This is a genomic window from Dyadobacter sp. LHD-138, assembly GCF_030929615.1.
In the GTDB taxonomy this organism is placed as follows: Bacteria; Bacteroidota; Bacteroidia; order Cytophagales; family Spirosomataceae; genus Dyadobacter.
This window is the reverse complement of the sequence record NZ_JAVFVU010000044.1, coordinates 21614-36045: the sequence shown is the minus strand read 5'-3', so window position 1 is coordinate 36045 and position 14432 is coordinate 21614. Positions and strand designations below refer to the sequence as shown.

General features: G+C 43.8%; 8 protein-coding genes. All 8 read right to left on the bottom strand.

All coding sequences use genetic code 11. From position 1 onward, the window contains the following. The 8 genes from RB622_RS25850 to RB622_RS25815 all read right to left on the bottom strand — a co-directional run bounded on the left by RB622_RS25850 (position 1) and on the right by RB622_RS25815 (position 14426). Positions 1 to 1281 carry a DUF5018 domain-containing protein gene (locus tag RB622_RS25850; RefSeq protein ID WP_308049664.1) on the bottom strand — a complete coding sequence of 427 codons (1281 nt, stop codon included), beginning with the start codon at positions 1279 to 1281 and terminating at the stop codon, positions 1 to 3. Between the two features lie 1066 nt (positions 1282 to 2347). After that, a complete protein-coding gene (locus RB622_RS25845) occupies positions 2348 to 2875 on the bottom strand; it encodes a sigma-70 family RNA polymerase sigma factor (RefSeq protein WP_308049663.1) in 528 nt (175 codons plus the stop codon). 96 nt (positions 2876 to 2971) lie between these two features. Beyond that, positions 2972 to 5209: a HEAT repeat domain-containing protein gene (locus RB622_RS25840; RefSeq protein WP_308049662.1), complete on the bottom strand. Its 2238-nt coding sequence runs from the start codon at positions 5207 to 5209 to the stop codon at positions 2972 to 2974. Between the two features lie 137 nt (positions 5210 to 5346). Beyond that, the gene (locus RB622_RS25835; RefSeq protein ID WP_308049661.1) at positions 5347 to 5955 is read right to left on the bottom strand and encodes a hypothetical protein; all 609 of its coding nucleotides are present in this window, start codon (positions 5953 to 5955) and stop codon (positions 5347 to 5349) included. Between the two features lie 238 nt (positions 5956 to 6193). Then, positions 6194 to 8410, bottom strand: a complete 2217-nt coding sequence (locus tag RB622_RS25830) for a HEAT repeat domain-containing protein (protein WP_308049659.1) — start codon at positions 8408 to 8410, stop codon at positions 6194 to 6196. A 10-nt stretch (positions 8411 to 8420) separates the two neighbouring features. Then, positions 8421 to 10016, bottom strand: a complete 1596-nt coding sequence (locus RB622_RS25825; protein WP_308049658.1) for a DUF6850 family outer membrane beta-barrel protein — start codon at positions 10014 to 10016, stop codon at positions 8421 to 8423. Between the two features lie 59 nt (positions 10017 to 10075). Next, positions 10076 to 11275 (bottom strand): DUF4876 domain-containing protein, encoded by a 1200-nt coding sequence (locus tag RB622_RS25820; RefSeq protein WP_308049657.1) that lies wholly within the window; start codon positions 11273 to 11275, stop codon positions 10076 to 10078. Between the two features lie 100 nt (positions 11276 to 11375). Further along, entirely contained in the window at positions 11376 to 14426 is a 3051-nt protein-coding gene (locus RB622_RS25815) for a TonB-dependent receptor (protein ID WP_308049656.1), read from the bottom strand. Positions 14427 to 14432 lie beyond the last annotated feature (6 nt).

Sequence of the window (14432 nt, the reverse complement as noted above, 5' to 3'; positions counted from 1 at the left end):
TTATTCTGTAATTGTTAGGGTATCGTCCAGGTCCAGGTTATAAACCTCACCCGCTGAGTCCGTCAGAAAAATTACTTTGACCGTGTATCGGGACGCCTTCATATCCGCTGGCAACACGATCGACAACCGCTTATCGGCCTGTGAATAAATGCCGTTCTGATTATATTTCACGCCATTGCCCGACAATTCGACCTGATAAAAACGTGTCGTCAGTTTTTCAAATTTATCGGCATACAGCCGGACCGTCTCTCCCGGTTTGTAAGCGGTTTTTGCATCGGCAATACCTTTGATAAATGGCAGCTGATTGTCGTAAATCCGGATATTTTCTACTGCGGGTATGCTTGTGATCTGCTCACGCACGTTCAACAGATACAGGGAATATGATCCCGCCGGAAGTTTGGCATCCGTGAGGAAAGATAATTTTCCGTTTTCTTTTTTGGCGGGATCCAGGGGAAATCGCAGCTGATCGGTGCGAAGTTCCAGACGATAATCATAACGGGCTGGCACAATAAAATTGCCCGTGATGTGAATACTATCCCCCTGCAAAATGTTTTTAAACTTAACAGAAGTGATGTCAGGCGGCGGAATTTTCACCAGAAGCGTTTTTGCCGAAACCGTTTCTATTTTATTTTTAATGACTTTAATGAAATAGGAATCAGGATTCGTTGCCGCCGGAATGACCAGACCTAACCGGGTAGAATCGAGCAGTTTGGATGGAATGGAAATTTCGGTACCCGAAGCGTTTTTGAACACCACCTGAATACCCGCTCCAAAACTGCCGAAGTCTTTGCCTGAAACGAGCAGTGTTTCGCCTGCGCGGACGGTATCTCTGGAAAAACCTGTGATCAGCGCGGCTCCTTGTTTCTGGGAAGTTACGGATATCGTATAAACTTTCCTGGAACCGTCCGAAGCCGTTACTGTGTAATATACCTGTTTTGTAAAATCCTGCGCGACAGAGGCCAGCGGAACGATCGACGCCTCCGGGCTAATGGATACTTCCGGGTTCAGATCGGTTAATATCGTACCATAAGGGACGACCACACTGATTACCCCTGAGGTCTCGTCAATGGAAACGCTGACGGTTTTTACTTTGGGAAGAGCAAACGAAATGATTTGTTTAAGGCCGGAAACTTCGCCGGGTTCTTTGCAGGAAAAAACTATAAAAATGAGCACAGCCAGACTGCCAAGTTTTCGCAGCGCAGACAAGCGTTCTTTTTCTAAAAAGCAGCGGTAAAGTTTCACCGCCAATCCTGTTTTACGGAGAGGGTAAATTAGTTTCAAATGTATGTTAAGTATAGTGTGTGTTGAGTACTTAAATTATTTTTAATGGTGTGTAATCGGGTTCTTTAAACAGACGCGGAAACATAACCCAGGTCACAATTATTTTTAAAATAAACAGACATACAGCCTATTTATTGAAGGTGCAAAAACGCGTCTCACACGCAAAGCACTAGCAAACAACACATTAAGTTTTATAAAGGAATATTTTTTATGCAAAAAAATCCCGGTTCCGTTGATTGGATCCTAAACAATCCCGCCCTGTAAAGGAACAGACGAAACCGGTATCACCTGCACCTATCCAAGACCAACAAGCTCCGCCTGCATTGCATACCTAGTGTTAAGTTAATGCTAAATTGACGGGTACAACTTCTTTAATTTTATTCTTGCATCTTCTTTTTTTAACTTCCAGTTTATGGTACTCTCTTTGTTACTTCGATGATTTTGCCAAGCATTGACTTCTGTTTTTAATTGTTGTATGTATGGCCTCGACAAGATGGATAAATGGGAAGGTACAGTTTGATAAAAGATACGTTATCAGCTCTTTAACGGGAAAGTCGACCCAGGAAATGGGCGAATATGTCAGGAATCATTGGGGGATAGAAAACCAGCAACACCGCCGGCCCCGTGGCACTTAGACATGGCTTTCCATGAGGACAAATGCACTTGCTGGAAAGATCATGCACCAAGAAACCTGACAACGATAAGAAAAACCGCCCTTACATTATTACAGAGAGAACCATCAAAAATGAGCCTCAGGAGAAAAAGAAAGAAAGCTGCTAGAAATGATGACTTTTTATTCACACTCTTAGCGCAACTTATCATTTGATGTAATCACCCTAGCGAAATAGCCTGTGTGCGAACATTACTAAAGACGGGTCTTTCCAAAGTATGGCTGACAGTCCACAAATTATAATTTTCAATGTAAACATCACACCAGGAGTATGTAACCAATATGAAATATTGATAGTTATCAAAAATCTTACCCTACAAATATGTCAATTATTGATTGATAAAGGGAACAGCGTTTCAAGCCTCTTAGTGAGTCCCTTATCCCATCATTAATATCCTACTTCAAACTAACCCCGGATTTAAGTACATCCAGTGCTCGGTAAATCAGCTTATAGGCTCCACTGACGTTAATATGAAGGATTTCGGCTATTTCTTTGTAGCCGAAATCCTGATAATAAAATAAATAAATGGCTTCTCGCTGGCGATCCGTCAAACTGGTCAATAATCTGCTGACTTCCTCGGCCAGTGCATGTTCAGTTGTTTCCTGGCTCGAAATATCGAAGTCGGAAAAATCGGCCAGTAAACCGATATGTACTTCCTTACTACTGACATTTTTTTTGTTGTAGACAATATGTTTTAACGCTTTGAAAAGATAAAACTTGATCGAATCCGGGTAACCCAGTCCTGCTCTGTTTTGCCAGATTTTCACAAAAAGATCCTGAATGCATTCATCAGTAAAATTGGGATCATTCCCAAATCTGCCAGCATAACTCACCAGATCAGCATAATACTGATTGTATACAAACTCAAAACTTTCCTTATCTCCGGCTTTCAATAAAGCCCACCGGTTATCTATATCTTCCATAAAAATCTTCAACCCTAACTGCAGATAGGCAGTTAATTATTCAAATTTAATATTATTTATACTAATTAAAAATAAATAACTCATTACCTATCCTTTTCACAGATCCTTACTTGCTGAAACGGAGGAAACACTGTTAACCGAATTGATGATTTTTTGCGTTTTAAGTGCTTGCTCTGTTAAAGCTGGATCATTATCCCTTTCCTTCAATAACGTATCACACAAATCCTTTACAAGAGAAGAATTATATGCGTATTTAAACCAACTAAGGGCTTCAAGTGCAACCATCCGCACTGCCAGACTTTCCTTTTTGTCGGCTGTTATTTTCACTATCTCGGGCACTACCGCATTGTAATTATAGGCACGAAGGGTTCCTAAATTTGCCATTTTCTCCTTGTCCGTTTTCTTAGCAAAAGCCTCGCTTCCATAGTCCTTTTCAAGTTTGCGCTTCGTATTGTTTGCCGAAGTCGTTACACTTTCCCGGATTTCGTTCCCGTCGGTCAGGTAAGGAGTTTCTTTAATTTGTCTGTTGGTCTCAGCTATCACTACATCCCCATTCATTTTGTCCAATGAACTCCTGATATTATACGAAACTCTTTCTGATTTGACCTCACTGAGCATCGCACTTACCAGGGTCGGCACCAGCTTGTCGTCACCCGAATGGCCTATCATCGTTACCGCCAATCTCCTTATCAGTTCATAAGGGTCATTCACTGCCGCCGCCAAAACCGTTTGATAATCAGTATTATTCTGTTTGTTCAATAATTTCAGGCATTCCAACCGGGTTGTTCCATAATCCGAACTAAAATAGGTCTCTTTCAGCAACCCTGACACTACATTTCCTCTGATCCTGTAAAGATGCGCCAAAGCAAGTGACTGCACATCCGGACTTTTATGAGACAATAACTTTTCCCAGGTAGCAGCGCGCTCTGCTTCATTTACCATCATATTATTCAGATCAGCGCCCTGATTTCCTTCAAAAGTGAAGGCCGGATCTCCGAATAAATGGGTCTCCAGGTAGGCTACTTCTTTGAGCCAGTTACCGAAACGTACCCCGTACTGTACCAGTCCCAGCATTTCAGTAGCCCATTGATCCTGCAAAACGCCAACACTATTGGCCATGACCAACACATTTTTTCCGCTTCCAAACACGTAGTGACCCGCTATGTAATCCTCTTCTTCAAAGGAACCATTGTCGCAGGCATCCATCATCATAAATCTTGTATTTGGTCTTGTGGCCTTTATATCCGCAATGCTTATATCCCTGCTTGCATTAAACAAGGAATCGGCCACCAGCACCGAATCCACCAAGGCATCCTCCATCCAGGCCATAGGAACACCCCATTTTTCTACAAACCCTTGTTTTAATTCCTGCACATTTTGTTTCTTTTTATCTGCCGCTTGTACCTTGCTTCGCAAGTACAGCTTCACATTGTCGATGGAAGGCTGAGGATTACTCGCATAGGGATAACCGTTGATCAGCTGGGTTTCGTCATCTCCATGCCCATGAAAAACGGCAAGATCCAGGTCCTCGCGATTCAATTCCGACAGCAACGGAAATTTCATAAACCGGGCCATTCTGAAATTCATAAACTTGGTAACACTACCCGGTCTGAATAGCCCCGGAAACTGTTCTTTAAGAGCAATGTGCTCTCCACCCAGAGCATTCAAAGATTCGGAATGATAACCATATCCGCTAAAAAACAGGGCATTATCCAACTTTACATGTTGCTTGCTTTGTGCAACTGCCTTTACCAGATAATCCTTAATCTGCTGATACTGGTCCTTTCCGGCGATTGCCGGAGGCTTAATCCGTGCCGAATAAATATCCATGATGATCTCCTGCGGAGATGCCGAATTGAGGCTGTAATAAAACAGGTTGGTTTTAAGGGAATCCTGTTTTAGAAAATTAAATTTGAGATCGAAATCGTCGTAAAACCGATCGGACGGTACCGAAGATTTTTGCCAGGCGATACGCTGATCCATTTTGAAAACCGATGTAAGGTGTTGTGCATCCCGAATCATCGGAATAGGAATATCCCCGACAAGCACCACGCCTTCGAGCCGTGGCTTTCTATGATGCAAATTTTGCAGGATGGCTTTTATCTCATCAGGATTTTTCCATTTATGGCTTACGATGTAGGTACCCAGGCCGCGTTTTTCAAGGGAAGCACGATAATCCTGGATCTCCTTTTGAGCCTTTTCATAAGTGATGTCATCTACAACAATCGCAAAGGAAGTCTTATAACCCGTAGAAACAGGTTCCTCTATTTTCTGTGCAACAGACGCCACGGAAAGCGTCATACCGCACAGAGCCAAATAATATCTTTTTTTCATTTTAAGGATGCTATAAAATTTATCACAAACTATATTGTAGGGCTGTCGGCAATCGGCCAAAACACCGTTACCGGAGTTGGCCTGACAGCCGGGGGCGCCCAGCCGACTGCCGATGGCAAAAGAACTCGTTATTTACCTCAGTGCTTATGAAGCATGTTTGCCGGATTGATCATGATATGCGCTTTGTGCGTGCCTTCATCCATGATCCAGGGCATCCCGGGCACATCCGGCTTGTTGGGTAAACCGGTGGTTTTGGAAGTAGCAAACGGGATGTATACAACATAGCGCCGCTGAGCATCTTTCAATTCTCCGGTTTCCGTATTCAATGCCTCGTCACTTCCCCAGTAAGCAAACAGTGTGGTTGGCTGTTTGGGCATCAATACCTTTCCGTTTTTAACATCGAGTTCGCGGGTGTCCATCTTCTGTTTATACGTTTTTCGTTCCGCATTCAATTCTCTTCCTCTCGCCATAAAAGGTTCCAGCTCCTTGAAATAACAATTGATATAAACCCCCTTTTGTTTAGGATTGTCGGCCAGGCACACCATATCGTTCAGTCCTTTTCTTAGGATCACGAATTGCCCTGCACTGGAATATCCATAAACCATGGCGCTGTCCTTTTTGTCAGCCGGTGCTGCCTGCAAGGCCATTTTTATCTGTAATTCCGCTGGTAAAATATCTTGTGCAATAAGCTCGCTGCTTCCAGTAAACAGTGCTACTAATCCTGATAATACTAAATTCCTTTTCATGTGACTTTGATTAAAACGTAAATAAATAAGTGGCTATCGGTGGTCGGCTAACGGCAATCGGCCACCCAGCTAAAACATCGCTACCCGGTTGTTATGGACATACTTATAACATGCTCATTTTCAATAATATAAATTCATTTTCCGATCTTCTACCGCCTGACCGATCGCCAAAGCACGAGCTTGTTTGCGCAAAAAAATAGTTACTTAACCTGACAGTCAAGGCCCTAGCCGACTGCCGTCATGGTAATCTCCACTGTTGAAGGCGCAGCAAAGTTTGTGAGGCTTCAAGAACAACGGCTTCATCGTTGGTTTTGTCGTTGATGATACGCGTGCAAGCTGCCATAATTTCGCTTTTTTTATATGAAATCGAAAACCAGCCCAGCGCTTCAAGAAGTCCTTTTCTAAATAAAACATCCTCCGACTGATCCTCCGCCATAGCAACCAGCTCCGGCACAAAGGTGTGGTAGTAATAATTCCTGTAAATTCTGGCGTTCTGAATTCTCTTTTCAGTCTTGTCCTCTTTGTTTTTAACATGTTTGAAATAACTTTCCGCAAAAGCTTTGTTTCCTTTTATCTTGTGCAGCCAGGTCTGGAGTTTTTCTTCCTTATTAAAAAAGTGGTTGTCTGTACCAACCTGTTCCTTAATAATTTCCGAAATTTTATCCCAATCCATCAAGCTAAGCGACATATTGAGATTGAACATCACTCGGTCGTCGTTAGGCTGACTGATGGCCGCGGCCACCAAAGTGGAAATAAACCGGTTGTCTCCCGAATAGCCCATCCAGGTCGCTGCCTTCCGCCTCACCAATTCATATTCATCATGCATCGCCATTTCCAGCGCTGTTTTATATTGTTCAGAATCCGCACGGGAAAGCAAAATCAGGCATTGCATGCGCACACTTCTGTACGGAGAGGAAAGGAAGGAATTGAGTAAAATTTCATTCATCTCAGGATAATGAGATTCCGCCAGCATGGTGAGTGCCAGTGACTGCAAACCCGGATTCTTCTCCTTTAATAAGCCTGCCCATTTCTCCGCAGATGTTCTTCCGGGAATCAGCAATTTGTTTACATCTACACGACTTTCGCCCGACGCAAAATGATAAGTGGGGTCGCCTATCAAGTGCGATTCCAAAGTATTAATCAGTTTATTCCAGTTTCCTATCCGTACGCCACTGTCCAAAAGACCGGCATGTTCCAATAGCCATTTATCCTGCAAAACACTGACAGAATTACCGTTCACGGCAAGTGTATTTCCTTTACTGAACAGATAAGCTCCGGCCACATTTCCTGCCTGATGAAACGACCCGTTGTAGCAGGCATCCAACAGCAAAAGCCGCGTCTGAGGTGACAGATCGACAATTTCCGAAGGAACAATATCCACATTGGCCAACCGAACGGAGTCCACTCTTTGCAACGAATCATTCCCTAATATCCCTTCAAACCAGGCTTCCGGAACGCCATACTTCGTGGTATAGTCTTTAAGAATATCCTCCTTTTTTTTACCTTTGGCAACACCGTCACGTAAGGTATTACGAAGTGAAAAACGAACGTTTTCATAGGAGGAACGGAAACCAGTCGCTACCTCATTCCCATTGATGTATTGTTTGTCTGTATCTCCATGCGTCGAAATTAACGCCAGATCCAGGCCTGGACGCTGTAATTCACTGAACAATGTAAATTTGATATTGTTCTCCATCCGATGGTTCAAAAACCGGTTGTTGGATGGCTTCACAAACGCTTTTGGAAATATTTCGTTAAGGAGCGAACGGTCATCAACCCAGGCCGTAAGAGACTCTGACACATACCCATGGCCAGCAAACGACAGCAGTTTATCCAGCGGATTTCTCTCATTTCTGGCCTCCACCGCTTTTTTAAGAAATGCAGCGATCTCCTGATACTGTTTTACACCCTTTTCATGAGACATGATACGGGCGGAATAAATATCGGAGCGAATAATCTGTGACGAGTTTTCTTTCAGCTCATAATAATACCAGAGTGGCTGTTTTTCGTCCTGTTTCATAAACCGGAAAGACAGATCAAAATCATCGTAAAAGCGATCCGATGCAATGGACGATTCCTCGAAGGGGTAGGCCACTTCATCCATTTTGAAAGCAGTAGCCAGATGCTGCGCTTTCCGGATGAGTGCAACCGGTATTTTCCCAATCAAAACAGTACCTTCAAGAGGAATATTTTGCCCGGCAATTTTTTTGATAACAGCTTGCACCTCTTCCGGTTTTTGCCATTGCGAACTCACAATGTAGGCCGATAAATTTTCCTTGGTTTCCAGCATATCCCTGTAAGCAAGCACTTCCTTTTCAACTTGCTGGTAGGTTTCCTGATCAATGATTATGGCAACGGCCGAAGCATGACGTTTTACAGGAGCTTGTATAGCCATTTGAGCCCTGGACTCCATACAAAACAACAAGAAAACGAGCGAAATAATGTATTTTTTCATTTGTATTAAATCAATAAAATGCGCCAATCGTGAGCGCGAAATTTTGTCGGTTACCCGTTTGTTTATAAGCAGTTTCACTCTTTTGAATTGCCGCTATCTCCCCTGATCCCTTTATATAAAACTGATTATGAAACTTTGCATCAGGCTTGTTTGAAGCAAATGTATACTGTATAGCAAGCCCCGCCTTCACGGCAGAAGCAGCCAGATAGGCATGATCGGGCAGTAATATTTTGTTGATCGCCTGATTGGCAGATCCTTGTTTCAATGTATAGTCCAGTCCGTTAGTCAATGGAAACTGATATCCCGCATTAATGGATAAAAGAATACTATTACGGGATTTCAAAGACCAGGCTTTCTGTCCGTCCAAACGCATATTTGCGGTTTCCAAATTCTGAGAAACGGGAGCTGTGTATAGGTACTGAGCACCGTATTTGTTGTAGCCAGCCGATGCTTTTACTTTCCAATTGAATCCATCATATTCAGCCTGCTTTACCAATTCCCACGATATATCGGCCCGGGTAGCTTCCGAAGTATAAAAAATGGCCTCAAATGTGGTAATCCACACGGTAGAAACCGGATCATACGTTTGGTGATATTCCCTTCCTTTTCCCTCCTTTTTCAGGAATGAGATTTGTAATTGCTGCATCCACCCGGAATTGGAACGCTGCAATGTACTCGTTAAATGATAGGTAGTTTGGTTGAATTTCCCCCCATTGGTTGGCTTGGTAACACCATCACGAACATCTTCGGAATAGTCTTCCCACCCAAGCGAGGTAAGCCATTTTAAATCCGAACTTCCGGATTGTGACCAGGCATACTGGACGTCAGCACCCTTTTTCTTGCCGTCATAAAGTCTGGTGAAAGAGTTAGAAAATAATGCTGGCGCATCGTGCACGGCAAGGCCTTTTAGTTTAAAGACCTTTTGCAGTAATTCGCTCTTATTGTTCATCAGACTTACTTCTTCCTTGTAAAAACCATACGTTCCGGTAAGTCCGGCAGAATGCTTTTTGTTAATTTCAAATAATAATGATGGCTTGAAATCGAGCTCGTTCACATAATTGAGCGGACGCGGATCGTTCTGACGCGCTCCTGTCGAAAGATTGTATACCAACCCGGCACCCAACGCAAGTCGGTCTGCAATTTGGGCAGAAGCCGCTTTCAGGTTCAATTTATAAACCTGTTTCTTCCAGTCACCGCCCAGTGAATCGGCCAGTATGTACGGTGTTCCCCGATATGGATCCAGCAAATCATTCCAATGAATGCCATTTTCCTTTTGTTGTTCAAATCGAAAACTCCCATAAAAAACACCCTTTTTTACGGGCTGATAGCGCTCAGAATGAAAGGTATAATAGCTTTTGGAAGATGCTTCCTGCGGACGCCTGAAATCACCTACCTCCTGATAAGTACCAACAAACGTAGTGCCAATCGCAGGGACAGCACCGCCTTTTAACCCCGCTGCATTTGCGGTCAACAACCATGGATTTTTCAACGAAAGATTTTGCCATTTCAGTGACAAATCCGTTACCGTATCACTTTTCATTGCGGGCTGAGCCACCGCACTCACGGTAATTAAAAACTGAATGATAACAAAAAGATTGATTCGCATTGTATGAAATAACCACCCGATTCAAACAATTGAACCGGGTGGTTGTTAAAAAAAGTGTGTTACCAGCCTTTCGGAGTTGGTGTTGCTATTACTTCAAAATCATTGGTACTGTTATTAGAATCCTGCAAAACGCGTCTTCCGTTCAGCGTTGTTTTTACTTTTCTACGTACCGATTCTTTGTTGTAAGTACCTGTGCAATATTTAAAACCAGCGTCAAGAGCAGATGGCAAACGTTTGAAAGCACCTGCACCTTCGTTGGCTAAAATATCAACGGCATCGATTACAGAAGCTACCGGAACCTGTACATACTTTTTGGTGGAAGTGCTGTTAGGTTCTGTTACAAGTGCCAGAGATGCCGGGGCCTTATGTTTGAAAATAACCATACTTGGACCAACCACGGGTGTAAGCCAGTCGAACAGCGTGCCCGCCCCCCAATAGATCTGAACCAGATTGGGTACGTCCGGATTGTCAATATCCCGGTTACTGGTGGCTACATAGCTTTCAAAATCGGCAGTTCCTTTACCAAGATTTACTGGCGACTGAGGATTACCCAATGGATCAGTTTTATGGTTTATACCCGTTTCAGCTACAATAATTGACTTTCCGGGTGCCACAGGAACACTTTTGCCTGTACCGGGAATCATCCATACATTTTGCAGATAGGTATAGTCTTTATCATTCTGAAAGCCACTAGGTTTCGACGCTGATGAGAGCCAGGGATTCCCCGCCACGTCACCAATACATAAACTGTCGGCAAACAAGGTGTCGGTTGAGTTGTTGTAAATCTCATAAAACTGATCGTAAAAGTAGAAATCAGGGGATCCGGTAAAATAGATCTCTTTGAAGACCAAACCACCTACTTTGCTGCCGATCAATTGTATCTCCGTGGCACCCGATGCCTGAATGGTATGGTTGATGAGCGCGGCATTCAGATAAACTTCCGACTCAATCCCTGTTTGTACCACTGATTCCGCAGCTGTCAAATCCTTCTTTACCGAAACCTGATATGTTCCTGGTAAAATATCAACGAAATTGGCAACACCGGTTTCGCTCGTGCTCACCTTTGTAGTTGAACCCGTAACAGCGTTTGTTAAGGTTACTTCTGCATTGACGGCTACTTTGTCCTTATATGCGCCCGGATACTTCACCGTGATCTGGTACCCAACGGTAACGGGGCCGACACCGTCGCTATCTTTACAGCCTACAAAAGCGGCTCCCAAGGCAACCATTGCTGCAAAAAATAATGTGATTTTTTTCATTGTTTAAAAGGTATGTTTAAATAAAAAATTGACTGATTATAATTATAATAGCTATCGCCTGGACCTCCCCGCCGATGGCCGATAGCTCAAAAGTTTATACTCAAAACTTCAAATAGAGCTCGGTTCCAAAGAAAAGACCCTGGTTACGACGTGTGAATTCTCCTTTCCAACGTGTACTTTCTTCCAAAGGCCGATTGAGAAAAACATTGTTGGCAAAAAAGGAGAACCCAATATTCCGGCCTATTTCCTTGGTCAGTTTCAGGTTAACCAGCCACAACGGTTTCCAGGATTCTTTCAGATAATACTGAGGCGCCAGATAGCGATACAATTCCACATTGCTCTCGGTAATGGCATTTCTTTCCTCCTCCGTGAGCCATACCGTTTCCCCACCTTTGGTAACATCCATATAGCCAACGGGACGAGTATCCTGTCCTACATATTTATGGCTGTCAATCCAGATCGTTTGAATGGCCATGGTTACCACAAACCGTAGTTCAGGGATGTTGTGAATCACCCTTAGCGTTGTATTAAAGCGGGTCTTTTCACTTCCGTCACCCACCGGATACAAGGCTATTTTACTTGGTTCAGCACCGGTGGCGCTTACTTGTTTGATCAACAAAGGATTGTTGGCTGTTGAACGGGAGCTCATCCAGGCACCATTTAAAACAAAGGATGTTCTCAGAAAATCGAACCTCCCCAGATTCAAATCAAACTCAATTCCTCTATTGACATTCCTACGGCTATTGTCCGGCATCAGGTAATTGGCGGTCCAGAGTTCAGTTCTGACCGGCTCAGGTTTAAGAACGGGCTTCTCTCCTTCCGGCCGACTTTCTACTTCGTATTTATCTACCTCCATCACTTGGGTACTCGCCGCCGTATTGCTAAATCCATAGCCATTTTTGGTTTGTTCGTAATAAGCAGTCACGGTCAGCCTTTTTCCCGGCACAAAAGCCCAGTCAAACCCAATTTCCTTTTTGGTATTTTTAGCCATTTTCAGGTTCGGATTCTCCGTATTAAAAACCCTCGTGGAGATAAGCACCAATCGTTCCGAGGGGTTTTCAGGATAAAAGTTAAAATTTAATAGATCGTAGTAAGCATTCTGAGGGTACAGATACAATAACGTGGGCGCCTTGGCTGTAATACCGTACCCAGCACGTAATGCCAGACCTGGTTTGAGCTCATAAGACAAGTTGATTCGCGGAGACAGGATGTTCCCAAATCCTGATTTGACAAACCCCTCAGGCTGTACATTGTCGTAACGGAGCCCAATATTCATGCCGAGTGTCCTGCCGACAATCTCCGTTCGTATATTATCTTCCAGGTACATAGACAGCTGATTCAGAGCCGGAATATCTGAATACGGACGCGGACGGGCACCATTTCCATTCATCATGCGTGGCGGTCGGGCAAGATCATACATTTTTCCTGCACCAGAATTCACGTCTGTTTTCCACTCGGCACCCATGAGTACTTTATGGCTAAACATTCCTGTTTTCGTATAAAAGCTGTTGGTGATCTTCGCAAAAATATTCAGCGGCTTGCCTTCAATCCAGAGCTTGCTTACATAGTTACTCGGTACGAATTGCCCGGCCAGCATGGTATCTTTCATGGCATAGCTAAGCGGATAAATATAGGAACTCACCTGCTCCTGATTAAAGCCCTTTTGGATAGAATAATTGGCAGAAAGCAAATAATTGAGCGTCCCTAAAAACGGCTTTTGCAGGTTCCAGCGGCCGGAAGTGTTGAAACGAAACGCATAATCCTGCGCTTTTCGCTTGATCGGATAGCGGCTGTCGTCCGGATCCTGTTTTTGTTCATCCACATTCATAGCATAGGCAAATCCAGTGGTGGTAACCAGTGGTTTATCCCGGAAAAACTTTTTGGTATACAACAAACTTCCGGTAATACGATTGTACCCGGTAAAATTAAGTCGCTGATCAGCAACCGAATACGTGTAATCCAGGTCTACATTGAGACTCCCATATTTTTCACCGAAACCAAAACCTTTTCCCAACCATACCTGCGTCAGTGTGGGATTTACGCGGGCCTTCACCTGAAATGGTTCCTTCCCTGCTTTGGTTTTCACCAAAATAGCGCCTGAAGTAAGATCTCCATACTCGGCCGAAGGAATTCCCCGGATCACCTCAATCGATTCAATATTGTCGGCTGACACCTGCCGCAGATCTATTCCCGCCCCCGTTGTCGTAGCAAAACCTGCGTTGGCACCGCCTGTTGACGTATTGCTCACCTGCAAATTGGCATTGTTGGAAAGCGGAGCACCGTTGATCATGACGGCTGTACCCAGACTTCCCACATTATCAGCGCTGATCTGCCGCAAAGATGCTTTGTTGACGCTCGTCAAATCAGGATTCAGCGCCAATGCACCTGGCAATAATTGCAGTACATCCGCCAGACTTGTTGCCTGCAAGTGCTCAATGGCCGTACGGGATATGGTTGACGAAGTGGCGCTGCCTGCCTTGCTTTCGCTGGCAACCACCTTCACTTCACGAAGACTTAATATATTTTCATCCATCTCAAAGTCATGCTGATACTCCGTTTGTCTTGGATTGATATCAACCTCCTTTTCGCTCGTAACAGTGGTTAAGCTCTGCGCTTTCACAGTCATTCGGCCCTGCGGCACGTTCCGGAAAGAATAATTTCCCTGATCGTCTGTAAGCACATAAGCTCCAATCTCAGCAATGCTCACCGTTGCAAATTCGACCGGTTTTTTTGTTTTTTTATCTGTAACACGGCCCTTTACAACAATCGAAATATTGACCTTTTTAGGCTCCGGAATCTGCTGTTCCTTTCCTGATGACACCGATTTTCCCTCATCCGATTTTGTGATGATATAGTAACTCTTGCTGGCTGCCTTGAATTTTAAACCAACAGGGATCAAAAGAGAATTAAGCACTTCATCCAATGGTTTCCCCTTTATTTTAGAAAAGTCATATCGCACGTTCACCCCGCTTACAAGATTATGGTCATAAGCGAACTTTATACTATATACGTGACTCACTTTCCGTAAAGCTTCTCCCAGGGAAGTCGCTTTAATTTGACTATCTGCCGACTGAGCCGCTGCATTTTTACTTCCTGCACACAAATGCACAAGCAAGACCCAGAAAAAAAGTCTGACGTAAAATTCTTTCATTTTAAA